The 25,491-nt window shown below is 46.2% G+C and carries 24 protein-coding genes; 18 read left to right on the plus strand and 6 right to left on the minus strand.

Features of this window, described 5'->3' with window-relative positions; all coding sequences use genetic code 11:
* Positions 1-12 precede the first annotated feature (12 nt).
* The 9 genes from flgK to H9Q77_RS03435 all read left to right on the plus strand — a co-directional run bounded on the left by flgK (position 13) and on the right by H9Q77_RS03435 (position 8,743).
* The gene (gene flgK, locus H9Q77_RS03395) at positions 13-1,935 is read left to right on the plus strand and encodes a flagellar hook-associated protein FlgK (protein ID WP_249326536.1); all 1,923 of its coding nucleotides are present in this window, start codon (positions 13-15) and stop codon (positions 1,933-1,935) included.
* A gap of 47 nt (positions 1,936-1,982) precedes the next feature.
* Positions 1,983-3,551, plus strand: coding sequence for a flagellin N-terminal helical domain-containing protein (locus H9Q77_RS03400; RefSeq protein WP_118547173.1), 1,569 nt, complete (start codon positions 1,983-1,985; stop codon positions 3,549-3,551).
* A gap of 65 nt (positions 3,552-3,616) precedes the next feature.
* Complete coding sequence (gene fliW / locus H9Q77_RS03405) at positions 3,617-4,075, plus strand: flagellar assembly protein FliW (protein WP_118547174.1); 459 nt, start codon at positions 3,617-3,619, stop codon at positions 4,073-4,075.
* Position 4,076: 1 nt separating this feature from the next.
* Positions 4,077-4,295 carry a carbon storage regulator CsrA gene (gene csrA / locus H9Q77_RS03410; RefSeq protein WP_118547175.1) on the plus strand — a complete coding sequence of 73 codons (219 nt, stop codon included), beginning with the start codon at positions 4,077-4,079 and terminating at the stop codon, positions 4,293-4,295.
* A gap of 157 nt (positions 4,296-4,452) precedes the next feature.
* The gene (locus tag H9Q77_RS03415; RefSeq protein WP_022155009.1) at positions 4,453-4,905 is read left to right on the plus strand and encodes a flagellar protein FlaG; all 453 of its coding nucleotides are present in this window, start codon (positions 4,453-4,455) and stop codon (positions 4,903-4,905) included.
* A 17-nt stretch (positions 4,906-4,922) separates the two neighbouring features.
* Entirely contained in the window at positions 4,923-6,473 is a 1,551-nt protein-coding gene (gene fliD, locus H9Q77_RS03420; RefSeq protein WP_249326537.1) for a flagellar filament capping protein FliD, read from the plus strand.
* A 1-nt stretch (position 6,474) separates the two neighbouring features.
* The gene (fliS, locus tag H9Q77_RS03425) at positions 6,475-6,861 is read left to right on the plus strand and encodes a flagellar export chaperone FliS (protein ID WP_118551117.1); all 387 of its coding nucleotides are present in this window, start codon (positions 6,475-6,477) and stop codon (positions 6,859-6,861) included.
* A complete protein-coding gene (locus tag H9Q77_RS03430; protein ID WP_118551118.1) occupies positions 6,861-7,334 on the plus strand; it encodes a flagellar protein FliT in 474 nt (157 codons plus the stop codon). Before fliS ends, H9Q77_RS03430 begins: the two co-directional genes overlap by 1 nt.
* A 185-nt stretch (positions 7,335-7,519) precedes the next feature.
* A complete protein-coding gene (locus H9Q77_RS03435; RefSeq protein ID WP_249326538.1) occupies positions 7,520-8,743 on the plus strand; it encodes an ATP-binding protein in 1,224 nt (407 codons plus the stop codon).
* A 204-nt stretch (positions 8,744-8,947) separates the two neighbouring features.
* On the opposite strand, the gene H9Q77_RS03440 is transcribed toward H9Q77_RS03435, so the two are convergent.
* The 4 genes from H9Q77_RS03440 to H9Q77_RS03455 form a co-directional block, all read right to left on the minus strand.
* Complete coding sequence (locus H9Q77_RS03440; RefSeq protein WP_249326539.1) at positions 8,948-10,225, minus strand: sensor histidine kinase; 1,278 nt, start codon at positions 10,223-10,225, stop codon at positions 8,948-8,950.
* Positions 10,222-10,584 carry a LytTR family DNA-binding domain-containing protein gene (locus H9Q77_RS03445; RefSeq protein ID WP_118547181.1) on the minus strand — a complete coding sequence of 121 codons (363 nt, stop codon included), beginning with the start codon at positions 10,582-10,584 and terminating at the stop codon, positions 10,222-10,224. Before H9Q77_RS03445 ends, H9Q77_RS03440 begins: the two co-directional genes overlap by 4 nt.
* A 33-nt stretch (positions 10,585-10,617) precedes the next feature.
* Entirely contained in the window at positions 10,618-10,941 is a 324-nt protein-coding gene (locus tag H9Q77_RS03450) for a LytR/AlgR family response regulator transcription factor (protein ID WP_022155003.1), read from the minus strand.
* A gap of 168 nt (positions 10,942-11,109) precedes the next feature.
* Entirely contained in the window at positions 11,110-12,081 is a 972-nt protein-coding gene (locus H9Q77_RS03455; protein ID WP_249326540.1) for a hypothetical protein, read from the minus strand.
* A gap of 430 nt (positions 12,082-12,511) precedes the next feature.
* Here H9Q77_RS03455 and H9Q77_RS03460 point away from each other — a divergent pair, with 430 nt between their 5' ends.
* The 4 genes from H9Q77_RS03460 (at position 12,512) to H9Q77_RS03475 (ending at position 16,962) form a co-directional block, all read left to right on the plus strand.
* On the plus strand, positions 12,512-13,972 hold the full coding sequence (locus H9Q77_RS03460; RefSeq protein WP_249326541.1) for a flagellin N-terminal helical domain-containing protein: 1,461 nt from the start codon (positions 12,512-12,514) through the stop codon (positions 13,970-13,972).
* Positions 13,973-14,337: 365 nt separating this feature from the next.
* Positions 14,338-14,919 (plus strand): helix-turn-helix domain-containing protein, encoded by a 582-nt coding sequence (locus H9Q77_RS03465; RefSeq protein ID WP_249326542.1) that lies wholly within the window; start codon positions 14,338-14,340, stop codon positions 14,917-14,919.
* 352 nt (positions 14,920-15,271) lie between these two features.
* Positions 15,272-15,448, plus strand: coding sequence for a hypothetical protein (locus H9Q77_RS03470; RefSeq protein ID WP_176861993.1), 177 nt, complete (start codon positions 15,272-15,274; stop codon positions 15,446-15,448).
* Between the two features lie 14 nt (positions 15,449-15,462).
* Positions 15,463-16,962 carry an RNA-binding domain-containing protein gene (locus H9Q77_RS03475; RefSeq protein WP_249326543.1) on the plus strand — a complete coding sequence of 500 codons (1,500 nt, stop codon included), beginning with the start codon at positions 15,463-15,465 and terminating at the stop codon, positions 16,960-16,962.
* A gap of 274 nt (positions 16,963-17,236) precedes the next feature.
* On the opposite strand, the gene H9Q77_RS03480 is transcribed toward H9Q77_RS03475, so the two are convergent.
* Complete coding sequence (locus tag H9Q77_RS03480; RefSeq protein WP_249326544.1) at positions 17,237-17,845, minus strand: hypothetical protein; 609 nt, start codon at positions 17,843-17,845, stop codon at positions 17,237-17,239.
* Between the two features lie 196 nt (positions 17,846-18,041).
* Here H9Q77_RS03480 and glnA point away from each other — a divergent pair, with 196 nt between their 5' ends.
* Genes glnA through H9Q77_RS03500 form a run of 4 tightly spaced genes read left to right on the plus strand, consistent with a single transcriptional unit; the run spans position 18,042 to position 22,148 of the window.
* Positions 18,042-19,376 carry a type I glutamate--ammonia ligase gene (gene glnA / locus H9Q77_RS03485; protein ID WP_249326545.1) on the plus strand — a complete coding sequence of 445 codons (1,335 nt, stop codon included), beginning with the start codon at positions 18,042-18,044 and terminating at the stop codon, positions 19,374-19,376.
* A 57-nt stretch (positions 19,377-19,433) separates the two neighbouring features.
* On the plus strand, positions 19,434-19,982 hold the full coding sequence (locus H9Q77_RS03490) for an ANTAR domain-containing response regulator (RefSeq protein ID WP_249326546.1): 549 nt from the start codon (positions 19,434-19,436) through the stop codon (positions 19,980-19,982).
* 21 nt (positions 19,983-20,003) lie between these two features.
* A complete protein-coding gene (dapF, locus tag H9Q77_RS03495; protein WP_249326547.1) occupies positions 20,004-20,894 on the plus strand; it encodes a diaminopimelate epimerase in 891 nt (296 codons plus the stop codon).
* 33 nt (positions 20,895-20,927) lie between these two features.
* Positions 20,928-22,148 carry an LL-diaminopimelate aminotransferase gene (locus H9Q77_RS03500; protein ID WP_249326548.1) on the plus strand — a complete coding sequence of 407 codons (1,221 nt, stop codon included), beginning with the start codon at positions 20,928-20,930 and terminating at the stop codon, positions 22,146-22,148.
* 9 nt (positions 22,149-22,157) lie between these two features.
* Here the strand turns inward: H9Q77_RS03500 and H9Q77_RS03505 are convergent, their stop codons facing one another.
* On the minus strand, positions 22,158-23,006 hold the full coding sequence (locus tag H9Q77_RS03505; RefSeq protein WP_249326549.1) for an AraC family transcriptional regulator: 849 nt from the start codon (positions 23,004-23,006) through the stop codon (positions 22,158-22,160).
* A 308-nt stretch (positions 23,007-23,314) separates the two neighbouring features.
* Between H9Q77_RS03505 and gnpA the strand changes: the two genes are divergently transcribed.
* Complete coding sequence (gene gnpA / locus H9Q77_RS03510; RefSeq protein ID WP_249326550.1) at positions 23,315-25,474, plus strand: 1,3-beta-galactosyl-N-acetylhexosamine phosphorylase; 2,160 nt, start codon at positions 23,315-23,317, stop codon at positions 25,472-25,474.
* The last annotated feature ends 17 nt before the right edge of the window (positions 25,475-25,491 follow it).

Consider the following 25,491-nt stretch of genomic DNA (forward strand, 5'->3'; position numbering starts at 1 on the left):
AGGCGATATAGAATGCCCTCACAATTTTTTGGATTAAATATTGCATATACAGGACTGCTGGCCAGCAATGCTGCCATGAACACCACGTCCAACAATATCGCCAATGTACAGACGGAAGGCTACAGCAGACAGCAGGTGACACAGCAGGCGTCCAATGCACTGCGGGTATTCCAGACCTACGGCTGTGCCGGCGCCGGTGTAGAGACACTGGCCATCGAGCGCGTCCGCGATGAGTTCTATGACGGAAGATTCTGGGACAACAATGCACAGCTGGGCGAATACGATATGAAGCAGTACTACATGAAGCAGCTGGAGACCTATTTTGATGATGACGGCAAAAGTACCGGCTTCAAGACCATCTTCGACCAGCTGATGGTGACCGGTATGCAGGCTCTGTTAAAAGATCCCAACAGTGCTACCGCTAAGTCCCAGTTCGTGGGATATGCCGGAGCCCTGACTGAGTACTTTAACGGTATGGCGGGCAACCTGGAAAAGGTTCAGAAAGACATCAACCAGGAGATCAAGCTGAAGGTGGACGAGATCAACTCCATCGCCGGCGAGATCGCTACTTTAAATAAACAGATCAATACCATCGAACTGACCGGCACGAAGGCGAATGAACTCCGCGACCGCAGAACGTTACTGATCGATGAATTGTCCAAGATCGTGGATGTGGAAGTCAAGGAGACTCCCATCATCGATGCCAACAATGAGAACCGTGAGACCGGTGCCAACAGATATATGGTCAAGATCGCCGGAGGCCAGATGCTGGTAGACGGCAGTGATTACAACGGTCTCGAATGTGTGGCAAGAACCTCCTATGAGAAAGTAAACCAGACCGATATCGACGGTCTCTATGAAGTCTACTGGGCGGACGGGCAGAAGTTCAACCTGTACAATGCATCCATGGGCGGTGATCTGGCAGGACTGATCCAGATGCGTGACGGCAACAACGGCGAGAATTTCACCGGACAGGTGACCGCCACCGGCACGACGACCACGGCAGACGGCAAGACCCACGATACCGTAACCGTAAAAGTAACCAAGGCTTATCTGCAGGACCTGAATAAATGTAATCTATCGGATCAGGGAGGCATCCTGGATCTGGGCAATCAGGAATTCTACTATGATTCCTGGGAATATACCTGCGAATATGATGCGAACGGCAATGCCACTTACTCCTATACATTTACTTTATCGGACAGTGAGAAGAATCCCCGGGGAATTACCAATGACCGTGTAGGGAAAAAGGCAGAGATCGGTACCAACCTGTCCTATCAGGGCATCCCTTATTACATGAACCAGATGAATGAGTGGATCCGTACCTTTTCTCAGAAATTCAACGATATTCTGACTTCCGGTTACAGCGGAAACGGGGATCCCGGCGTGAAGATGTTCACCGGTAATAAAGCTACCGGCGGTGAGCAGTTCCTGCTGGATGACGCTGCGAAGCGATATGACAAGCAGGAAAAAAAGGCCGGCAGCAAAATGACGGTAAAGGTCAACGACGACAGTTACTATCGTCTGACCGCGAAGAATTTCGACATTCTGGAGGCTATCGAACAGGATCCCGGACTGATGGCGAACCGTAAGGATGCCGCGGACGGCGTGGAACAGAATGACCTGCTGAACGATCTGAAGAATCTTGCCACAGATAAGACGAAGATGAGCTTCCGAGGATGTAATGCTTCCGAATTTTTACAGTGTATTCTGTCGGATGTGGCTTTGAACGCTTCCAGAGCGAATACCTTTTATGCAAGCTTTAAGGATATCTCCGCTACTATCGATAATCAGAGAATCTCCATCTCCGGTGTCGATGAGGATGAAGAAGCGGTGAACCTGGTGAAATACCAGAACGGATACAATCTGGCTTCCAAGATGATCCAGACCCTGACGGAGATCTATGACAGACTGATCCTGGAGACCGGAGTCTAGTATGAAAATGGTATGGAATTCTATAGAGAGAAAGGACAAGGACCAAAATGAGAATTACGAACAAGATCATGCAACGTAATAATCTGTCCAATATCAATACGAACAAAGTATATCAGGATAAGCTGAGCACACAGATGTCCACCCAGAAGAAGGTGAACCGCCCTTCCGATGACCCGGTGGTATCCATCCGTGCCCTGCGTCTGCGCAGTAATGTTACGGAAGTGACCCAGTATTACAGCAAGAATATCCCCGATGCGGAGAGCTGGCTGGACGTGACGGAAGATGCACTGAAGAACCTGACAGAGATCATCACAAGCATGATCAGACAGTCTACGAAAGGCTCCAATGGAGACCTGAAGGCAGAAGACCGCCAGATCATTCTCGAACAGCTGAAAGCCCTTGGAGATGAAGTCTACAGCACCGGCGATGCCGACTACGCCGGACGCTATGTGTTTACCGGATATCGTACCGATACTTCCTTAAGCTTTGACAAGGAATACAACACGGAATACAATATCACCGAGCAGCTGGGCAACAGCTCCATCACTAAGCTGACCAAGGTAAATACCGGTAAACTGCTGGATATCACCGCAGCGAATTATAAAGATGCGGGCTTTGATAAGATATCAGAACAGGATGTCAAGGCCACGGAGGTATATCGTATTCAGCTGTCCTATAATGACTGTAAAAAGAACGGCACTCCCTCCATTTCTTTTCAGGAGAAACAGGCGGATGGCAGCTATCAGGAGGTAACATGGCCGGATCAGAATACCCACCAGCCGGTCATTGAGGAAATTTCTTCTACCGCGGATCCCTACAGCAAGGTAGCCGGGAACCCTGATGCTATCGTGTATGTACCGGAGACCGGAGAACTGCTCCTGGGCGAGAACCGCTACAAGACCCTGATGGATTGCAAGGATGATCCTGCCACTTCCGGTAAAAATGAGGGCGAGATTCAGGTAACCTATCAGAAGAATCACTGGGTGAAGGGAGATCTGCGGCCGGAGCATTACTTCAGGTGTGATGCCACCGTGGATGGCAAGACAATAAAATATAATGAGAAATATACACAGGATGATGAGGACAGACAGGTGATCGAATATGATGTAGGCTTCAATCAGACCATCCGTGTAAATTCCACTGCAGATGAGTGCTTCCAGCACGGAATCGGCCGTACCGTGGATGACCTGGTACAGGCGATGCAGGATGTGCTGGATCTGGAGACAGTGAAGACCAAGATCGAAGGCCTGCAGGAAAATGCTACCGGCGGCGATGCGGATATTCTGAAAAAACAGATGGAAGCCGTGGAGAAGGCACTGACCCTGTCGAAGGATAAATGCCAGAAGCTGTTCGAGAGCAGCATTACCACCTTCCAGGGATATCTCGATGATGCCAACCTGTGCATCACCAACTGCGGTACCAGAAGCAGCAAGCTGGAGCTGATCGAGAACCGTATGAAGAGCCAGAAGACCACCTTTGAGACATTAAAGAGCGAAAACGAAGATATTGATGTGACAGAGACCGCTATTAACTTAAAGAGTGCGGAGATGACCTATGAAGCTGCTCTGATGGCTACCGGTAAAGTCATGCAGACCACACTTTTGAACTTTATCTAAGAGGATAGTGTAAAAAATACGGAAGTACCTGGAAGCTTGCAGGTACGGAAAGGCATAGGTATTCTATGAAGATTCAGACGAAAAATTTTGGGGAAGTAGAGATCGCGGATAACAAGATCATCACATTTGATAAAGGAATCATCGGATTTCCGGAGCTGAAGCATTTCACCATGCTGCATGACGAGGAAAAAGGCAGCAGTGCCGGTATCCGTTATCTGCAGTCCATCGAAGAACCCAGCTTTGCCATGCCGGTCATGGATCCTTTGCTGGTCACCCCGGACTATGATCCCGAGGTGGATGATGAGCTGCTCACCGGTGTAGGAACACTCACCCCGGAGAACATTCTGGTCATGGTGACCGTGACCGTACCTTCCGACCTTACGAAGATGACCGTGAACCTCCAGGGACCCTTTGTCATCAATGTGGAAGAGCGTAAGGCATGTCAGATCATCCTCGAAGGCAACCAGTATCCCGTGAAATTCCCCATCTACGATATCCTGAAATCCAGAAAGGCGGGTGAGTAAGATGCTGGCATTATCCCGTAAGAAAAACGAAGCGATCATCATCAACAATGACATCGAGATCACTGTCCTGGAAGTGAAGGGCGACCAGGTCAAGATCGGCATCTCCGCTCCCAAGGAAGTACCCATCTACCGCAAGGAAGTATACCTACAGATCCAGGAAGCCAACAGGGCTTCGGTGGATGCTGACGGTATGGAAGCACTGAAGAACCTGTTTGGGTAGGCAGAAGATAAAATAGGAAAATAGGAAATTAGGCATAGGAGGTGCAAATTTTTGCAGCTCCTATTAATTTTTCAGGAAAAGTAACCGATAAACAGCTTAGAGAACAAAGGTCGTGCGCCCACGGAAGGCGCTTATTCATCACACGGAGGTGACCATTATGACCATAGAACCGATTTCCAGTATCATGACAGTGCAGGCACAGAATACGGCCGCTGCCAAGAATGCAGCTACAAAAGTGACCACAGAGGAAAATGCCTCTGAATACAATCCTGCCAATGTAAAGCCAATAGACAAGATCGATCAGACGACAGCAGTCGTTGAGAATGCTCAGGGCAAGGAGCAGAGTAATACCTCTGCCGATCCCAATAGGGAGCAGCAACAGCATGTGACCAATGAGCAGATCAAGAAAGCGGTAGAGAAGCTGAACAAGAACATGATGTCTCATTCCGAAGCGGTCTTCGGCATTCATGAGGCAACCAACCGCGTAACCATCAAGATCATAGATAAGGATACCAAGAAAGTGATCAAGGAGCTCCCTCCAGAGAAGACCCTGGACATGATCGCCAAAGTGTGGGAGTTAGCCGGTATCCTGGTAGATGAGAAGAGATAAGATAGGAGGATACCAATATGGCATCATCAACAATGAGATTATCCGGACTGATCTCCGGTATGGACACAGAGAGCATTATCCAGCAGCTGGTGTCTGCGAAGCAGACCAAGGTAGACGATGCGAAAAAGGCACAGACCAAGCTGGAGTGGAAGACTACGGCATGGAAGGATCTGAACACCAAGCTGAAGAATCTGCAGTCCAAATACGTCAATAATATGCGTTTTACCAGTGCTTATATGAAGAAGACCACATCCGTCTCCGACAGCACCGCAGCCAGCATCATCACCGGTGAGAATGCCATGAACGGCGTGCAGAACCTCAAGATCACACAGTTGGCTAAGACTGCTTACATGACCGGCGGCAAGACTTCTCTGAGGACCAAAACAGATGCAGATGGGGATGATTTCAAGCTTAATGCCCTGACGAAGCTGTCAGATCTGAGTGTGGATAATAACGGTAAGGCTCTGGATCTGAGCACCGGTACCAAATTAAATATCAAGAGCGGTGATACCAATGTAGAACTGGAGATCACTGCGGATACTACTATCTCTGATGTATTGACCAAATTAAAAGAAGCCGGACTGAATGCCAACTTTGATGAGACGCAGCAGAGATTCTATATCAGTGCCAAGGATTCCGGAGAAGGCAATGATTTCAGCATTACCGCATCCGATGAGATCGGTAATAACGTACTTAAGAGCCTGGGACTGGACAGTGCAAGTGCCAATAAGATCGATGCACAGAATGCGAAGATCACTCTGAATGGTACGGAGTACGAGAGCAACACCAATGTATTCTCCATCAACGGTCTGACCATTACAGCCATGAAAGAGACCGCTGAGAACGTCGTGGTGACCACTAAGGATGACGTAGACGGCATCTACGATATGATCAAGGGTTTCCTGAAGGATTACAATTCCATTATCAATGAGATGGATAAGCTGTATAATGCAGATTCTGCCAAAGGCTATGAGCCGCTGACCGATGACGAGAAGGATGCTATGTCCGACTCCGAGGTAGAGAAATACGAGCAGAAGATCAAGGATGCACTGTTACGCAGAGACAGCAATCTGTCTACCGTAAGCTCTGCCTTAAAAGAAATTATGGCAGGCAGTGTGGAAGTAAACGGCAAGAACATGTATCTCAGCGATTTTGGTATTGAGACTCTGAGCTACTTTACCGCAGCGGAGAATGAGAAGAATGCCTACCATATCAATGGAGATGCAGATGACTCCAGTACCTCAGGTAATGCAGACAAGCTTAAGAGCATGATCAGCAGTGATCCCGATACGGTCGTAAGCTTTTTCTCCGGACTGTTCAAGAATCTGTATACGAAAATGAGTGATCTGTCCAAATCGGTAGAGGGTTATCGCTCCTACGGTAATTTTTATGATGACAAAAAGATGAAATCGGATTATGATGATTATAAGACGAAGATCTCCGAACTGGAGAAGAAGCTGAACGATTACGAGGATAAATGGTATTCCAAGTTCTCCAAGATGGAGACGGCTCTTGCAAAGCTGCAGAGCAATTCCAGTGCGGTGACCGGCTTATTAGGAGGATCATGATATGGCATTACCCAGTGCGTATGCACAGTATAATAACAGCAAGGTTCTGACCGCATCTCCGGCAGAACTGACGCTTATGCTTTACGACGGAGCCATTAAGTTCTGTAACATCGCAGAGCTTTCCATAGAGAAAAATGACATTCCCAGAGCGCATGAGAATATCCGCAAGGTGCAGAATATCATCGGATATCTGCATTCCACACTGGATATGAAATACGAAGTTTCGAAGGATTTCGATAATATTTACAGCTATCTGGAGAGACGGCTGGTGGAAGCCAATGTCAAAAAGGATAAGGAGATTCTCGAAGAGATCAACACGCATCTCCATTCGATCCGCGACAACTGGAAAGAAGTCATGAAGGCCGGTGCCAAGAAAGGAAATGACTGATGGAGAATCAGCTGACCATTTTATCGGAAAGTCTGGATAAGAAGCTGGAAGTACTGCAGAAGATCCGGGAATATAATAAGCGTCAGGAAGAAATCTTTTCTGCGGAAAAAGTGGACATGAGCCTGTTCGATGATGCCGTGGAGGAGAAACAGCGCCTGATCGATGAGGTCGTCCGCCTGGATGAAGGCTTCGAGATCCTGTATGAGAAGCTGGCGAAGGAGTTGGAGGGCAACAGACAGCGCTATGCAGCACAGATCCGGGAACTCCAGGCAAAAGTAGCCAAGGTGACGGAACTCAGCGTGTCCGTACAGGCACAGGAAGCCCGGAACAAGAAACTGGTCGAGAACTATTTCGCCAGGGAACGTGCCGGAATCGGCCAGAGACGTAAAAATGCCAAAAGCGCGTTTGACTACTACAAGAGCATGAGCGGCGCCGGATACGTACCGCCTCAGATGTACGATAATAAACAATAAATACAACAGACGAAGGGAAGCAGATCACTGCTTCTCTTTTTTATGACAGAATCAATGTGAAAGAATAAAAATGTGAGCCGGCTAAAATATAATCAAAGTATAGATTAGCCGAAAAATGCTTGATATTTTAAAAAAATCCGGCTAAAATATAATCATAAAAAAGATTAGCCGAAAGAGGGGCTTTTATGAATTATATCAAAAGAAATCTGGAGAATGTAGTAAGACAGGTAACCAGGGAATATCCGGTACTCCTGGTAACGGGACCTAGACAGGTAGGAAAGACGACAATGCTCCAAAAACTGATGGAGGGAACGGAGCGGGGATATGTAACACTGGATGATTTGAACGAAAGAAATATTGCAAAGACCGATCCGGAACTGTTTCTGCAACTGCATAAACCACCTGTATTGATTGATGAGGTTCAATATGCACCGGAACTGTTTACTTATATCAAGATAAATGTAGATAAAAACCATGAGCCGGGAGCATTTTGGCTTACGGGATCACAGGTGTTCAAATTGATGCAGGGAGTACAGGAGTCACTGGCAGGAAGAGTGGCAGTACTTTCACTTACATCCCTGTCACAGGCAGAGATATCCGGAGGAACGATGAAACCGTTTACGGTAGATCTGGAGGATTTAAGCGAGAGGCAGAAAGAGAGAGAGCAAGCAGATACAAGAGAGATCTTTGAACGGATTTATCAAGGCTCCATGCCTGCGATCGTAAGCGGTATTAACAGTAACAGTCAGCTTTTTTACAGCAGTTATCTGTCTACTTATATTGAGCGGGATGTAAGAGAATTATCGGATGCCATAGATTCGCTTAAGTTCCTCCGGTTTATTACTGCGGTGGCAGCAAGATGTGGGCAGATGGTTAACGCGGCAGAGATTGCCAGAGATGCAGATATCAATCAGACGCAGGCGAAGGATTGGCTGACAATTCTGGAAACGCTGGGAATTATTTTTTATCTTCATCCGTATTCTAATAATTTGTTGAAGCGCCTTGTGAAAACGCCAAAACTGTATTTCTACGATACGGGTCTGGTGTGTTACCTGACGAAATGGAGCAGTGCGGAAACGTTAGAATGCGGTGCTATGAACGGGGCCATTTTGGAAAATTACGTGGTCGCGGAAATTCGGAAAACCTACCTGAATTGTGGAAAAGAGCCGTATTTGTACTATTATCGTGATAAAGATGCCAGGGAGATTGATATTGTCCTGGAACATGATGGAATATTGAATCCGATTGAGATTAAGAAAACTGCAAATCCCGGAACAGAGCTGGTAAAGGTATTTGAATTACTCGACAAGGCATCAACGCCTCGTGCGAAGGGCGCAGTTATCTGCATGAAACCGGGACTTAGTGCGATTGACAGAGACAATTATATCGTACCGGTCTGGATGATCTAAAATACAGTCCCTGCCTGAATATCAGACAGGGACCTGTAATTTCAAAAATGTTTTTGCGTATACGTCTTTATCCCTAAATAAGAAAAAAATAAAAAATAAAAAAATATTGCATTCGGATTAGAAAAATTGTGGTTACTGTAAGAAGTGGCATGCTCATTACGTATATATATTAGAAAATACGTAAAGGAACGTAAACCAGACTGTTTACAGTGATGCCTGAAACCGGAATTTCCCATCCTCAGCAAAAAATCCATACACTCCGTGATATTTTTCTACAACGGAGATCATGCTTTTGGTGCCGAGACCGTGATTGGGTTCGTGAGAGATGGGAATCTCATTTTCAAATACCGGCTCCTGTAGATAGCTGTTTGCTATCTGTATACAGATCCGGTTATTTTTTTCATAAACTTTCAGCGTAATATAGCGTTTCTCAGGAGCAGGAATCTTTTCGCAGGCGTAAATCGCATTTTCCAGAGCATTTGCAAAAAGGCTGCACAGATCAGTGATCTGAAAGCGTGTAAAATCGGTGGCAGTCACGGTAAATTGCAATTCGATTCCGGCATCTGACGCCTGACCGGCATAGGAAGAGAGAATCAGGTTCAGAGCGTCGTTTTCACAGTATCTGATCACACGGCTGTTATCGATATCGGCACAGATCTGGTGAATATATTCCAAAGCCTGTTCCAACTCATTTTCTGCAATACAGTTTTGCAAAAAGGTCATGTGATGTCTCAGATCATGACGATAGATGGACGCCTGCTTCTGAGAAGTGGATAACTGTGTAATCTCCTTCTGCGCCTGTGCGGCTGCGGTGGTAAGCAGCAGATTTTCACGTTCCGCCGTGCTTTTTTTATTGGAAAAATCCAGCGACACCATAGTCAGGATAAAAAAGAAGAGCACAAGAAAGCTGTCCATGAAATCAATAATGACCGGACCACCGGTATACAAGAGATCTGTGTAAACGGTCAGAGTGTATTCCAAAATATAATAGGAAAGCGGCAGCAGGAAAAAGAGCAACAGAGTCTTCTTATTCTCATAATGCAGACGGATGATATAAGGCGCAATATAGCGGATGACCAGATACAGCAGCGGAATCGTCACGCAGATAGAGACGAGATTGGCTACAACCGGACTGCCGTCGAAAAAGAAGGCTGCCAGCGTGCCGAACCATTTTCTGGGAGTGCACATCAGGTAAGCGGACAGCACAGAGATCGTCGCGATATAGATATTCCGGTGAAAGGCAAAACGGATCAGGAGGACCAGCGGCAGATGTATGAGCAGCGGATAGCATTTATAGAGCAGATTCTCCCCCATCATAAGGTAAGACAGAAGCTGTATTGCGCCCAAAGCAAGGATCGTGATGATATAAGGGATCTTATTGTCCTCAAAATGGATATCTGCCAGGTAGAGAGACATCACGATACCAAAGAAAAGGACAAAGCCGTAATTGATAAGTCCTAAAAGGGATACAAATTCACTCATATGGATTCCTCCATTTGAAAAGCAAGGTAGAGTCTCTTGATCTCCGAGATCCTGCGCTGGGCAAGCGGAAGGCACTTGCCGTTTGCCAGATATAGGTCGGCTGCGTCGATCCTGCGAATATAGTTCATGTTGACCAGAAAAGAGCGGTGTGCAAGGAGAAATTCCGGGTGTTGCAGCAACTGGTCGCAGACAGAAGCAAACTTTTCCACGCAGGTGATCTGACTGTTGTTTCTCAGGTAATAAATGATTTTTCGGTTCAAGGCTTCAATATAAATGATTTCAGACATATGGACTTTGTGTACGCCGACGCTGCTCTTCAATACCAGACAGGAATCGCGGTCTTCGGTTCTGGTACGCATGATGTCATCCAGAGCTTCAACCAGCCGGTCTCTTTAAACGGGTTTCACCAGGTAATTGGAAGCTTTCACGGTATAACTCTCTACCGCAAATTCGGGAGAAGACGTCAGGAAAATAATGTCTGCGGCCTTGTCACTGCTTCGGATCTCTTTGGCCAGTTCGATGCCGTTCAGTCCCGGCATCACCACATCCAACAGATAAATATCATAATGCTCCTGTAAAAGATTCGACGCCAGCTCCGTACTGTTGTCGAAAGGTTTGTAGGAAAATTCTATGTTTCGCTGTGTCTGGTAATCTGCGAGAACAGACAGTATCCGGAACAGTTCATTCTTATCGTCATCGCATATTGCAATTTTCATGGAATCGTTTCCCCTTTTTCACTTTGGTATAGGACTATTATACAAGAAAAATAACGGAAGAAATCATGCGCCCACCATTCGATATCGGATGTTGGGCGCGATTTTTAGAAGTGAATTTGGCAATAGCGAAAGCAAATTTTCATACGTTGTTGATGAATGGCAGAATAGTCAGATTCCCTGATCGACCGCGGCACCTTTGACGTCATCTTCGACCAGTTTTAATTTGTTCATCATATCCTTGATCTCCTGCTGGGCCTGAACTACGCTGTCTGTACCACCGGCTTGCTTGTTCGCAGCTTCCACGATATCTTTTGTCAGCTCTTCCTGCTCTTTCTTTTCGTCTTTTCTGGCTTGCAGTTTTTCTTCCAGTTCCTTCTTTTTGTCTGCAGCTTCCTCGGCTGTTTTCTTCTCTTCTTCCTGCTTCTCGTCGATGTGGTCTTTGCCTTCCGCAATCAGCATGCCCATGATCTCGTCGCTGGCAGCGCCCATTACTGCATCTGCCTGCTCAAATGCAGCTCCCATGGAATTGGATTTTAACCGTTCAATCTTCGTCTGGCGGATCACGGCATTTTCTGTCTGAATCTTATTCCTGGCGTCGGCAAGTTCGTTGACATAGGATTCTTCTGATTTTTTTAAGGCAAGAGACTGCTGCTGGTATTCTGTTAATCCGGCAGCTTTTATTTTGGCAATCTGTTCTTCTTCCTCTTTCGTTAAGCGGACATCCGAACCGGAGAAGCCGGTCTCTACGCCTTTTGCCAGTAGTTCCAGATCTTTTTGTTCCTGGCTGTCTGAGGACACACCGAATTTATCCTGCAGGGCGGCTCTGGAGGCTTCGATATCACTGATCGCCTTTGCGCTGTCACCTATTTCCCCGGTGAGAGAGCGTATTTTTTCTCTGCGATTTGCCATATCGTCATCAATCTTACTCTCTCCGGCAAAGGCATCCCCGATGATCTTCATAGCTTTTTTCCGAACCTGAGCCTTCTTTGCAGCGATCGGATCGGTGACGGAAGCCATACTGCGGGCATCTATGGATTTACCACCGTTTTTTGCTTTGCCGTTTTTGCCATCTGATACAGAATGACGTCTGTTTTGTACTTGATCTTCCCCTACAAAATAGGAATAATTTTTTATTTGCATAATTACCCTCCGCCTTATTATGTTGTTACTATCTATTTCGGCAAAATGAGCAGAATATGTAATAGCCGAAAATGAGTTTGCTGCAGCATTAAAACGTGAAAATTCAGGATTTCTGTGACATGGGAAAATTTGAGCAGATCATGATGTAAATGTTTAAGAATATCGTATTTTCGAAAAATGCCGGAATGAAAAGTCAAATTTTTTTTCAAAGAGGGGTTAAGTTTCCAAAATCCTCTCCGATATACTTAACAAGTAAAGCAAATAAAACAATTGCTTACCTAACAATTCTTCTGAATTAAAGGTTTCGCACGCCGGAGAAACGGAAGACAATGGCGATGAAAGTAACAGGATGTGCGAACTTGAAGCTGACATTGCCAAAGCAAATAACGGAGCGCAGGGAAGCGCTCGTCAATTCAAGGAGGAATATATTATGGTAGTACAACACAATCTTACAGCTATGAACTCTAACAGAATGTTAGGTCTGACCACTGCTTCTCAGGCAAAGTCTACTGAGAAACTCTCTTCCGGATACAAGATCAACAGAGCAGCAGATGATGCAGCTGGCCTTTCCATCAGTGAGAAAATGAGAAAGCAGATCAGAGGACTGACACAGGCTTCCAGCAATGCACAGGACGGTATCTCCACTGTACAGACCGCTGAAGGTGCTCTGAACGAAGTTCAGGATATGTTACAGAGAATGAACGAGCTGGCAGTTAAGGCAGCCAACGGTACCAACTCTGAAGATGACAGAAGCTACATCCAGAACGAGATTGATCAGCTGACCACTGAAATTGACCGTGTATCTGAGACAACCAAGTTCAATGAAACCTATCTGTTGAAAGGTGACAAGAGTTTAGCTAAAGAACATACCTATAGCTATAAGAACTTTAATAAAGCGCAGACAGGTGCTGCAACTTTCAGTACAGACGCTGCAACTACATTGACGGCAACTTTTGATGCTGGAACAGTAAATTCACAGAAGCTTCAGGATGAGCAAAATGAATTACTGATGGCATTACGTGATCAAGGAGTTAAAGTATCTAAGTCATCAGATGGAAAAGCTTTATCTTATGGTGTAGAATTAACAGGATCAGCAGCTGATAAATTTACAGTTGCCAAAGGTGCCGATGCAGGAAAATTTGATATTAAAGATAAAGAGGGAAATACGGTTGGTTCCATTACTGTTGGTGGTGCTGATACAATTAAAGCTGATGCTGCAGGTTCTGCTGAGGCAACAATTATTGCTAACACAATTACTGCTGCTGAGGCAACACAGGCAAAAGCACAGTATTATGATAAGGATGGAAATGCAATTGCCACAAATGCATTAAGTAAATACTTCACTGCATCATCTACCACAACAGGTGGAGCTACTACTACTACCGTCGCAGCAAAGGCAGATGCACCTGATTTGTATGATGCAGTTGGTAATAAAACAACAGCAAATAAGGATAATATTGCAGCACTTCAGGATTTAACAGCTAGCCTTTCTATTTCCTTACATGTTGGTGCGGATGCTACTTCTAATAACCAGATTACTTTAAGCATCGACGCTATGTCCGCTAAGGGCCTTGGCGTGAATGGTCTGAAGGTTGACGGAACCGATGACAGCAATGCACTTTCCGCTATTGATACCATCAAGGAGGCAATCCAGAAAGTTTCTACGCAGCGTTCCGCACTTGGTGCTGTTCAGAACAGACTTGAGCACACCATCAACAACTTGGACAACGTAGTTGAGAATACCACCAGCGCAGAAAGCCAGATCCGTGATACCGATATGGCTACTGAGATGGTTAAGTACTCCAACAACAACATCCTGGCTCAGGCAGGTCAGGCTATGTTGGCTCAGGCTAACCAGTCCAACCAGGGCGTACTGTCTCTGTTACAGTAATCCTCGTAAAAAGTTCATAACTAACGTAATACAAGAGGAGCCGGTGCTGATGCACCGGCTTCTTTTACTGTTAAATCCTCTAAATAATTCCATAGGAATCTCATAGCATAAATGTTTTTTTATTTTGTCAAAAATGGAAAAAAGATTGCAAAACATAAGAGTTCATGTTGAATTTTATTCAGAAGAATTTTATTAAAATCAATTTGAATAAAAATGATTTTAATGAAGACGGAAGAGGCTTTTATGTTTATTGGCAGAGAAAGAGAACTGGCATCGTTAAAGGAATTCTCAGATATATCAATTGTAAATAATTTTATTGACAGTAGTTCGGCTGACCGATATATTAATAAATAGGAGGGAAGCAGATGATAATTAATGATTTGCTTGAAAAAGAAAAAATGTCGAGGTATCGTTTGAGCAAGGAAAGCGGAGTTGCAATGACAACAATTACTGATATCTGTAATGGAAAAGCAGACCTTGATAAATGCACGGCAGGAACTCTGCATAAAATCGCCAAGGTGCTTAATGTAACGGTAGACTCAATATTGGAAAATAATAGTGCAGATAATATAGATTATAGATGTTCGTTTGAAACATTTAAAAGTAATACATGCCATCATGTAAAGGATATGGGTGATATAGATTTTATTATCGAAACACTTGAGACGGATGAAGTAAGAAAGCTTTATGAACGCAGATGGTGTAGAGAAGCTATGTATCTGCTGGCTATGATTGATTACTTGTCCAGGATGAACGATTTACCTCTTTGTACAAATTATAATGATATTCGCTCCCAGAAGCTTGAAAAATTATATTTTTCTGCAGGTGTTGAAGTGGCATATGCAGCGACGGGAGATGAACGTATAAAAGAAAAGGCACTTGCAAATGCGATACCGGAATTTATACGATTTAATATTGTAGAAAATGAGGTGCGAAATATCTGCTGATAAAAGCGAAAAAGAGAAATAATTTTCCCTTGCATCTCCCACATAAATAGTATAAAAAAGCCCCAGTGTTGCAAACAAAATATTACAATAAAACGCACAACGGGGTGCATGCCGGGAGGCATGCGCCTTTTTTGAGTCAGCCCTGAATTTTATGCACGGTACCTGAGTCCCTTACGCCGCAGGATTGATATCCGCTGTCGGCATCTTTGTAGGTTAGAGAGCAGCAAGCAATGCTTCCGGTTCTAATAGATATTTTTGAAACGAATACGAGTGTAAAATAATTAACACCGAAGTCTCACACGCAAATGCAAACTCCGACGAAGGTGTTTTTCGTCTTATTGGGAGGGGCAAATTGATTTGTTACGATAAATTATGGTTAATGATGAAACAAATTAAGCCAATAATTGAAAGTAATGATTTTTCAGATTATGAATCCAATGTAACTGACCCGGAAATACTGAAAGTGCTTTCGGATTATCGGATTAAACGAGAGAATGCTGAGAAAGAGATGGGCAGTCCTAAATTATGAAAGTGGTGAAGTAAATGGAATTGGAGCTTAGCATAGAAGATTTATTAAATAAGCGAAGAGTGGAATCTGATAGGATCGAATTTAAAGCATCGTGGAATCCGGATGATATTTATCATAGCATTTGTGCATTTGCCAATGATTTTGACAATGTTGGTGGCGGATATGTTTTGATTGGTGTCGAGGAGAAAAACGGTGTTGCAGTTCGCCCGGTAAAGGGTTTGGAAGAATATGAGTTGGATACCATACAAAAGGAACTTTTGGGTTATAATAATACAATGATTCCGGCATATTTTCCACGTGTGATCATTGAACAAGTTGATGGGAAAAATGTTGTTGTATTGTGGGTGACACCTGGAGTGCAAAGACCGTATAAGGCACCAGAGCATGTTACTGCTAAGAAGGATAAAAAGTATTATTACTATATACGGTATGCGACAAGCTCGGTTCGTGCAAATGCGGAGCAGGAACGAGAATTAATTAATATGACAAACTACGCACCGTTTGACACGAGGCCTAATTTTGAGGCTACAGAGTCAGACATATCGGTTGCGTTGTTAACGGACCATCTCAATACAACCAAAAGCAAGCTGGCAAAGCAGATTGGAAAACGTGGTGTTATGGAAGTGCTTGGAGACATGCAGCTTCTTGTAGGACCACCGGAGCAGCTATGTATATCTAATGCGGCACTGATGATGTTTTGTGAGCATTTGGACAAATTCTTTCCATATACGCAGGTTGAAATTACAAAATTTCCGGAAGGTAGCATTAAAAATCCAAATAATTTTATTGAAGTGCCGGTTATCAAAGGCTCTGTGCCGACAATGATTAAAAGAACTATGGAAAAGCTACAGGACATGGTGATTGAGGAAAAGGTCACGAAAGTAGATTATCAGATGGAAGCCATTCGCCGGTACAGCTATCCGTATCAGGCGTTAGAGGAAGCTGTGGTCAATGCTTTTTATCATCGTGATTATCAATCCTATCAGGCAATAATCATAGAGATTGAACCAGATTGTGTTCGAATTATTAGTTATCCAGGTATTGACCGTTCAATCTCGCAAAAGACAATTGCTGAGGGAGAACGATTCAAATCTCGATATTATAGAAACAAACGATTGGGAGAATTTTTGAAGGAGTTAGATTTGACAGAAGGAAAATCTACAGGAATTCCTACTATACAAGAGGAACTTAGAGATAATGGTTCTCCTAAAGCGACATTTGAAACGGATGATGAAAGAAGAGCAGTTACTGTTGAGATACCTATTCATCCGGATTTCTTAATGGAACAAGGTGAACCCCAAAATGAACCCCAAAATGAACCCCAAAATGCGAAATCAGTGGAGGATGCTATTTTGCAGTTGATACGAATGAATAAGTATGTAACACGAGAGGAAATGGCGAGTCAGATAGAGGTTTCACTCAGTACGGTTAAACGTTCAATAAATAAATTGAAGACTAGTGGAATAATCGAATATGAAGGCCCGAGTAAAGGCGGATATTGGAGTATAAAGTGAGCAGGAAAATAAAGATACTTTAGTGGGATTTCAGGAAAATTATCCGGGAGTACTTAATGGCGATAATCTTGCTGATGTTTTGAAAGCAGCAAGAGCAAAGAAGCAAGAGAAAAAAGAGAAGTAATTTTCCCTTGCATCTCCTCTGTAAATAGTATAAAATAAACCCAGTGTTGCAAACAAAATATTACAATAAAACGCACAATGGGGTGCATGCCGGGAGGCATGCGCCCTTTTTTACGTCAGCCCTGAATTTTATGCACGGCACATGAGTCCCTTATGCCGCAGGATTGATATCCGCTTTCGGTACGTTCGGAGAGGCTGCCGGTGCATTCGTTGCATCCGGCGCGCCCGTCGCTTCCGGTGTAGCCTTAGGCTTTGCCTTTTCCAGGGATGCCTTCACGGCTTCCAATAGCACCAGCGAAGTATATCTGGTCTCTGCGGAATAGGTGACCTGCTCCGGATCCTGCATCTCACAGAGCTGGTCATTCAGGGATTCCATGGTGGACTCGAGCAGTGGATACATGGTAGTAAGTGTTTCGCTTGGATCGGCGAGGCTGACGGAGGTGATGGCGTGGTCGCTCACGATGACTTCCACATTGACGGTCTCATTGCCGAGGATCAGCTCCGTGGTATAGATTCCGGGGATATATGTATTGCCGGTATCGGCAACGGCCCCGGTGGAGACATCCGCCACATTGTCCGGCATTTCGGCAGCAGCAGTACCGTCAGGGGAATCCGGTGTCCCGGAGGAGACATCCGTATCCTTGCCGGGCAGCAACAGCATTAACAGTAATAGGACGAACAACACCCCCAGCGCGGCGAAGATTCCGGTATAGAGCAGTTCTTTTCTGCGAAGGACAACGATCTTTGTATTTGCACTCATTCTTAAGTCTCCTTGGAATGATGGGATGATCTTTATAAATAGTATGCGCAGGACCTCCCACGTAGTACCGTAAATGAGGAGAACTTCGCATTGACAAGACAAAACAGGCATTGCTATAGTTAGTGTAAGTATTTTTCACGGATGCGTCCGCCCCGTGGAAAAGGAGCAGACAGGCGGCGCAGAAACGAGGGTAACGATGAACAATTATACCAAGGAAGATATCATCCGTCTTGTGGAAGAAGAGGATGTGGAATTCATCCGTCTGCAGTTCACGGATCTGTTTGGCAATCTGAAAAATATTGCAGTGACAGCCAGTCAGTTAGACCGGGTGTTGAGCAATAAATGTATGTTTGACGGTTCGGCGATCGATGGCTTTGCCCGGATCGAGGAATCCGATATGTACCTGTATCCGGATCTGTCTACGCTGGAGATCTTCCCCTGGAGACCCCAGCAGGGCAAGGTGGCGCGTATGATCTGTGATGTCTACCGTCCCAACGGTCAGCCTTTTGAAGGCGATCCCCGTTATGTGCTGAAGCGTGCGGTGCAGCAGGCTGAGGATATGGGATATACGTTCGAGGTAGGTCCCGAATGTGAATTTTTCCTGTTCAATACGGACGAAAATACGATGCCTACGACCAACACCCACGAACAGGCAGGCTATTTCGATATCGGACCGTTGGATTTCGGTGAGAATGCCCGCCGTGACATCGTCATGAACCTGGAGGATATGGGATTCGTCATCGAGGCATCCCATCATGAGATGGCTCCGGCGCAGCATGAGATCGATTTCAAATACGATGAGGCGTTACATACTGCGGACAATATCATGACGTTCAAGATGGCGGTGCGTACCATCGCAAGACGCCACGGTCTGCACGCTACGTTTATGCCGAAGCCGAAGTTCGGCGTCAACGGTTCCGGCATGCACATCAATATGTCTCTGCAGAAAGACGGTAAAAATATTTTCCAGGATGCTTCTGACCCTAACGGCCTGAGTAAGGAAGCTTATTATTTCATCGGTGGTATCATGAAGCATATCAAAGGAATGGCAGCGATCACGAATCCGCTGGTGAATTCCTATAAGCGTCTGGTACCCGGCTTCGAGGCACCGGTCTATATCGCATGGAGCACAACGAATCGCAGCCCCCTGATCCGTATTCCGGCTACCGCAGACGGAGAGGGTACCCGTATCGAGCTGCGTAGCCCCGATTCCGCAGCAAACCCTTATCTGACGCTGGCAGTCTGCTTAAGCGCCGGCTTACAGGGCATCCGGGAGAAGATCCTGCCCCCCGAGAGCATCAATGCGAACATTTTTGCACTGACTGCCAAAGAGCGGAAAGAGCTGAACATCGACCAGCTGCCGGGCACTTTGCTGGAGGCAGTGGAAGAACTGGAGAAGGATACCTTTATCCAGGATGTTTTAGGCGAGCATATTGCCGGAAAATACATCGATGCCAAGCGCAAGGAATGGCATGAGTACCGCTCCCAGGTATCCGAATGGGAGATTCAGGAGTATCTGTATAAGTATTGATAAAATCCTTTCTTTTGTAATGAATGAGTAAAAACACAGAAGAAAGGAGGTGGGCGAATGACGAACATTATTGTCGTGCTGCCGAAGCTGGAAGAAGCCAAGGGAGTCAAAAGTATCCTGGTCCGCAGCGGCTTCCAGGTCACGGGTATCTGTACTACGGGTACCCAGGCGATCAGCCAGGCGGACGGACTGAATGACGGAATCGTGATCTGCAGTTATAAGCTGGCGGATATGATATATACAGAACTTCATGAGGATCTGCCGGAGGGCTTCGAGATGCTGTTGATGGCATCTCAGAATCTGATCAGCGAATGCTATGGCAACGGCATTGTATGTCTCTCCATGCCGTTGAAGGTGCAGGATCTGATCAATACCGTGAACCTGATGGTGGAAGGCGTGGAGCGTCGCAGAAGAAAACGGCGCATGCAGCCGAAGAACCGCAATGCAGCGGATGAAAAAGCGATCAAAGATGCCAAGGAGCTTTTGATGGCAAGAAATCATATGACGGAAGAAGAAGCCCACCGGTATCTTCAGAAGACCAGTATGGACAGTGGGACGAATCTGGTGGAGACGGCACAGATGGTACTGTCGATGATGACAGAGTAACAACAGGAGGAACAGCAATACATGAAATTTACAAAAATGCAGGGCTGTGGCAACGATTATGTATATGTCAACGGCTTTACGGAGAAGCTTTCACCGCAGGAGAAGCCTGAGATCGTAAGAAAGTTAAGTGACAGGCATTTCGGCATCGGCGGAGATGGCGTGATCTTCATCAATCCGGCAGAAGAAGCGGATTTCGAGATGGAGATGTACAATGCGGACGGCAGCCGCTCAGAGATGTGTGGCAACGGTATCCGCTGCGTGGCAAAATACGTCTACGATAAGGGACTGACGGACCGGGAAGACATCACCATCGTCAGCGCCGGTAAAATAAAATATTTAAAGCTCACGGTGGAGGGCAGGACCGCCACGGACAGAGGGCATGTAACACTGGTACAGGTGAACATGGGACAGCCGGTCCTGGCACCTATGGAGGTACCGGTGATAGCGGAAGCGACACAGCAGACCCCGGTGGGACCTGCTGTAGTGGATGCGGCGATCACGGTGGACGGCGAGGAATACCGTATGACCTGTGTCTCCATGGGCAATCCCCATGCCATTGTATTTATGAACGGAGTAAAGGATCTCGACATTGAGAAGATCGGACCGAAGTTCGAGCACCATTCCTGTTTTCCGAACCGGACGAACACGGAATTCGTAGAGATCCTGGACCGGAAAAATGTATTCATGCGCGTCTGGGAGAGAGGCACCGGAGAGACGCTTGCCTGCGGTACCGGATGCTGCGCTACGGCGGTGGCTTGTGTGCTGAATGGTTTGACGGACGAAGAAATCACGGTTAAATTATTAGGCGGTGAATTGCACATCAGATGGGATCGGAAGGCGAACCTGGTCTACATGACAGGACCTGCGAAGATCGTATTTGAAGGTGAAGTCGACCCGGACTCCATCGACTGATATAGAAAAGGACAATAGAGAGGAGAACGTACTATGTTTAAAGTAAACGACAACTATTTAAAACTTCCCGGAAGCTATTTATTTTCCACCATCGGTAAAAAGGTAAATGCGTATTCCGCAGCACACCCGGATAAGAAGATCATCCGTCTGGGAATCGGAGATGTGACGCAGCCTCTGGCACCTGCCATCATTGATGCACTGCACGGTGCGGTGGATGAGATGGGAAAAGCGGAGACTTTTCATGGTTACGCTCCCGACCTTGGCTATGAGTTCCTGCGCAACGCGATCGCCGAAAATGATTATAAGGCAAGAGGCTGCGATATTGCGCCGGACGAGATTTTTGTATCCGACGGAGCAAAATGTGACTGCGGCAATATTCAGGAGATCTTCAGCCTGGACAATAAGATCGCGGTATGTGATCCGGTATACCCGGTATACGTGGATTCCAATGTCATGGCAGGCAGAACCGGCACTTACGATCCGAAGTCCGAGACCTGGAGTGATGTGATATATATGCCCTGTCTGGCAGAGAATGGATTCGCACCGGAGCTGCCGAAGGAGACCCCGGATCTGATCTATTTATGCTTCCCCAACAACCCTACCGGTGCCACCATTACCAAAGCGCAGCTGCAGGAATGGGTGGACTATGCCAATAAAGTAGGTGCTGTCATTCTGTATGATGCGGCTTATGAAGCATATATTTCCGAGCCGGATGTGCCTCACAGTATCTATGAATGTGAAGGAGCCAGAACCTGCGCCATCGAGTTCCGTTCCTTCTCCAAGAATGCCGGCTTTACCGGAGTGCGTCTGGGTTTCACCGTGATCCCCAAGGATTTAAAGAGTGGGGATGTCAGCCTCCATGCACTGTGGGCGAGAAGACACGGCACCAAATACAACGGAGCACCCTACATCGTACAGCGTGCCGGTGAGGCCGTTTACTCTGCGGCAGGTAAGGCACAGCTGAAGGAGCAGGTTGCTTATTACATGAACAACGCACATTATATCCTGAACGGCTTAAAAGAAGCGGGATTTACCGTATCCGGCGGTGTGAACGCTCCCTATATCTGGCTGAAGGCGCCGAACGGCATGACCAGCTGGGAGTTCTTCGATTATCTGTTAGAGAATGTCAACGTGGTAGGTACCCCCGGTTCCGGATTCGGACCAAGCGGTGAGCATTACTTCCGCCTGACGGCTTTCGGAAGCTACGAGAATACCGTAGAGGCAGTGAATCGTCTGAAGAAGATCCGGCTGTAGGAGAAAAAATTATTTCCGGGCATACCGGCTCCGGTACTGGCGCGGTGTCATGCCGGTCTTTTTGCGGAAGATCTGTGAGAAATAAGACTGCGAAGAAAACCCGACACTGGTGGCTACCTGAGCTACCGACAGATTGGAGGATACCAGAAGCTCCTTGCAGGCTTCCAGCCTCCGGTCTGTCAGGTAATTGATCGGAGACTGTCCGACACATTCGGTAAAGGAGTGTGCCAGATAGAATTTGTTGATATGCGTGATCTCCGCCAGGGAATCCAAAGTAATGTTCTGGGAATAATTGGAGTCGATATACCGCTTCGCCAGAGCACATTCCTTGGATAATTGGAAGGAGGAGTCGGAGATGACGGACAGGTTCTGCTTCCGGGAAATATATACCAGGAGCACCTGAAGCAGTCCGTGACATACCTGTTCAAAACCGGGAAGCTTGTCGCGGAATTCCTGCATCATCAGCTGGGCAAAGTTGATGAACTGTTTTTTATCAGATCCGTAGCTATAGAAGCTGTAGCCCTTCGGGTTGTCCTGCCCCGCACCGGAAAACGAAAATGCGAGCCCTTCCACACCGAATACGATATATTCCATGGGATCGTTGGGAAGGGTTTTTTCCGTGTGCTCTACATAAGGGTTGATGATGACCAGATCGTCCGTCTTCACAGGCACCTTTTCATTCTCTATATAGAAGGCTCCCTCACCCCGCAGGACATAGAACAGTTCTGAAAAGTGATGGGTATGCGGAAGAGACTGCCAGTCTCCTTCGTATTTGGAGATGGAGATGTAACGCAGCTGGAACTGTTCCGGAGAACTGTTTGCGTTTGCAGAATCAATATTGATAAATTCATTACTCATAACCAGACACCTTCTTTATCTTGTTTTATTGTGCACTTTTTCAAATTTGCAATATTTTTTATAATGAATATATAAAAAACACAATATTTTACAAAAACATTTGCAAAAAAGACGAAAAAATAAAAATATGTATCATCGGGATAAGCATATTATACATAATCATTTCAAAAAATCCACCATTTTAGTAACAAAATAGCAACAAACATAACAAAACTAGCAACAAAGAAATTGATATCAGGTCCGGAAGCCGATATACTTTAGTCATCAGCTGCAAGATAGTACAAAAGCGATGGGGAGGAAATCATGCGATGACAGGAAGACTGACGCTGCCGACCGATGCAGACATCATTGACGAAACAATACGGTTAAAAAATCTTCTGGGCGCAGACGCGTTAAGAGACTGTGACGGAACCGAGATGCCGGAAGCACTTTTGTCAGAGCCGGTGAAGAAATATGCGACTTATTATACCACGAGAAAGGATAATGCGTGGGCGATGAAGCATCCGGAGGAGATCCAACAGGAATACCTGATCAGCAACCGCATCACCGCCAGAGGGGAAACACTCCGCATCCGTCTGATGGAAGGCTTCCATACGGAGCAGCTTAAGGTCAACACGCTGGACGATCCTAAGCGTTGGTGGGAAGTGATCGACAGAACGACCGGTGAGGTAGTGCCGACGGATGCATGGGAATTTGATGAGGCATCCGGTGAAGTGGAGATCCGTACGATCCCCTATCATGAGTATACGGTAAGCTTCCTGGCATTTCTGATCTGGGATCCGGTGCACATGTACAATTTCATTACGAATGACTGGAAGGATACACCGCATCAGCTGACTTACGATGTGAGACAGCCCAAGACCAAACAGTATGTGAAAGACAAGCTGAAAAAATGGTGTGAGGACAATCCTCATATCGACGTGGTCCGCTTCACTACATTTTTCCATCAGTTCACACTGACCTTCGATGACAAGAAGCGTGAAAAATATGTAGAGTGGTTCGGATACAGCGCAAGTGTGAGCCCCTATATCCTGGAACAGTTTGAGAAATGGGCAGGCTACAAATTCCGCCCGGAGTACATTGTGGATCAGGGATATCACAACTGCATGTTCCGCGTTCCCAGCAGACAGTTCCTGGATTTCATAGAGTTCCAGCAGATCGAGGTATGTGCGCTGGCGAAGGAGCTGGTAGACATTGTACATTCTTATGGCAAGGAAGCGATGATGTTCCTCGGAGATCATTGGATCGGAACAGAGCCCTACGGTAAATATTTCGCAGGCATCGGACTGGATGCAGTGGTAGGCTCTGTCGGAAGCGGTGTGACACTCCGCATGATCTCTGATATCAAGGGAGTGGATTATACCGAAGGAAGGCTGTTGCCTTACTTTTTCCCGGATGTGTTCTGCGAGGGCGGTGATCCGATCGGAGAGGCAAGGGATAACTGGCGTAAAGCAAGGCGTGCATTACTCAGGTCTCCTCTGGACAGGATCGGATATGGCGGTTATCTGAAGCTGGCAAGTAATTGGCCCGGTTTCATTGATGAAATACAAAATGTAGTAACACAGTTTCGGGAGATCCATGAAAATATGCAGGGGACAGCTTCCTATGTGGCACCTTTCAAGGTGGCGATCCTGAACTGCTGGGGCAGTCAGAGAAGGTGGATGTCCAATCAGGTACATCATGCGATCTGGCACAGGGAAACCTATTCCGCAGAGGGAGTACTGGAATGCTTAAGCGGAATGCCTTTTGAGGTCGAGTTCATTTCCTTTGATGATGTCAGAAACGGTATTCCTGAGGAGATCAAGGTCATCATTAATGTCGGGGATGCGTACACCGCATTCAGCGGCGCGGAGAACTGGATCGACGAAAAGGTCCTGACCAATATCAGACGCTTTGTGGATCAGGGAGGCGGCTTCATCGGTGTGGGTGAGCCTACCGCTTATCAGTATCAGGGAAGATATTTCCAATTGTCCGATGTGCTCGGTGTAGACCGCGAGATGTGCTTCTCTCTCAGCACGGACAAATACAATGAGAAAAATGACGATCACTTTATCTTAGAGGATATTGACGGAGCCTTAGATTTCGGTGAGGGCACCAGCCGCGTCTATGCACAGGGCGGACATTATCAGATCCTCGCGATGGATGGGGAATACAGCCAGCTGGTGGTCAATGAATATGGCAGAGGACACAGCGTATATTTTGCAGGTCTTCCGTATTCTCCCCAGAACTGCAGACTTCTGCTTCGGGCAATCTATTATGCAGCCGGCATGGAACAGGAGATGAAACGTTACTATGTAACGAATGTGGATACCGAAGTAACGGTATTCCAGAAGACCGGCAAGATCGCAGTGATCAACAACTCAGCACAGGCACAGCACACAGAGCTGTATATCAAAGGAAAATGTGCATATGTGCTGGATCTGAAGCCCGGCGAAATGCGTTGGGTGGACGATATGGAAGACAGGTAACTTATGGAAGGCAAAAA

The sequence above is a fragment of the Simiaoa sunii genome, assembly GCF_014337175.1.
In the GTDB taxonomy this organism is placed as follows: Bacteria; Bacillota; Clostridia; order Lachnospirales; family Lachnospiraceae; genus Acetatifactor; species Acetatifactor intestinalis.

What these genes read in the sequence shown, in the direction of transcription:
- flgK (WP_249326536.1), top strand. Translation starts at nt 13, where the DNA reads ATGCCCTCACAATTTTTTGGATTAAATATTGCATATACAGGACTGCTG.
- H9Q77_RS03400 (WP_118547173.1), top strand. Translation starts at nt 1,983, where the DNA reads ATGAGAATTACGAACAAGATCATGCAACGTAATAATCTGTCCAATATC.
- fliW (WP_118547174.1), top strand. Translation starts at nt 3,617, where the DNA reads ATGAAGATTCAGACGAAAAATTTTGGGGAAGTAGAGATCGCGGATAAC.
- csrA (WP_118547175.1), top strand. Translation starts at nt 4,077, where the DNA reads ATGCTGGCATTATCCCGTAAGAAAAACGAAGCGATCATCATCAACAAT.
- H9Q77_RS03415 (WP_022155009.1), top strand. Translation starts at nt 4,453, where the DNA reads ATGACCATAGAACCGATTTCCAGTATCATGACAGTGCAGGCACAGAAT.
- fliD (WP_249326537.1), top strand. Translation starts at nt 4,923, where the DNA reads ATGGCATCATCAACAATGAGATTATCCGGACTGATCTCCGGTATGGAC.
- fliS (WP_118551117.1), top strand. Translation starts at nt 6,475, where the DNA reads ATGGCATTACCCAGTGCGTATGCACAGTATAATAACAGCAAGGTTCTG.
- H9Q77_RS03430 (WP_118551118.1), top strand. Translation starts at nt 6,861, where the DNA reads ATGGAGAATCAGCTGACCATTTTATCGGAAAGTCTGGATAAGAAGCTG.
- H9Q77_RS03435 (WP_249326538.1), top strand. Translation starts at nt 7,520, where the DNA reads ATGAATTATATCAAAAGAAATCTGGAGAATGTAGTAAGACAGGTAACC.
- H9Q77_RS03440 (WP_249326539.1), bottom strand. Translation starts at nt 10,225, where the DNA reads ATGAGTGAATTTGTATCCCTTTTAGGACTTATCAATTACGGCTTTGTC.
- H9Q77_RS03445 (WP_118547181.1), bottom strand. Translation starts at nt 10,584, where the DNA reads ATGCGTACCAGAACCGAAGACCGCGATTCCTGTCTGGTATTGAAGAGC.
- H9Q77_RS03450 (WP_022155003.1), bottom strand. Translation starts at nt 10,941, where the DNA reads ATGAAAATTGCAATATGCGATGACGATAAGAATGAACTGTTCCGGATA.
- H9Q77_RS03455 (WP_249326540.1), bottom strand. Translation starts at nt 12,081, where the DNA reads ATGCAAATAAAAAATTATTCCTATTTTGTAGGGGAAGATCAAGTACAA.
- H9Q77_RS03460 (WP_249326541.1), top strand. Translation starts at nt 12,512, where the DNA reads ATGGTAGTACAACACAATCTTACAGCTATGAACTCTAACAGAATGTTA.
- H9Q77_RS03465 (WP_249326542.1), top strand. Translation starts at nt 14,338, where the DNA reads ATGATAATTAATGATTTGCTTGAAAAAGAAAAAATGTCGAGGTATCGT.
- H9Q77_RS03475 (WP_249326543.1), top strand. Translation starts at nt 15,463, where the DNA reads ATGGAATTGGAGCTTAGCATAGAAGATTTATTAAATAAGCGAAGAGTG.
- H9Q77_RS03480 (WP_249326544.1), bottom strand. Translation starts at nt 17,845, where the DNA reads ATGAGTGCAAATACAAAGATCGTTGTCCTTCGCAGAAAAGAACTGCTC.
- glnA (WP_249326545.1), top strand. Translation starts at nt 18,042, where the DNA reads ATGAACAATTATACCAAGGAAGATATCATCCGTCTTGTGGAAGAAGAG.
- H9Q77_RS03490 (WP_249326546.1), top strand. Translation starts at nt 19,434, where the DNA reads ATGACGAACATTATTGTCGTGCTGCCGAAGCTGGAAGAAGCCAAGGGA.
- dapF (WP_249326547.1), top strand. Translation starts at nt 20,004, where the DNA reads ATGAAATTTACAAAAATGCAGGGCTGTGGCAACGATTATGTATATGTC.
- H9Q77_RS03500 (WP_249326548.1), top strand. Translation starts at nt 20,928, where the DNA reads ATGTTTAAAGTAAACGACAACTATTTAAAACTTCCCGGAAGCTATTTA.
- H9Q77_RS03505 (WP_249326549.1), bottom strand. Translation starts at nt 23,006, where the DNA reads ATGAGTAATGAATTTATCAATATTGATTCTGCAAACGCAAACAGTTCT.
- gnpA (WP_249326550.1), top strand. Translation starts at nt 23,315, where the DNA reads ATGACAGGAAGACTGACGCTGCCGACCGATGCAGACATCATTGACGAA.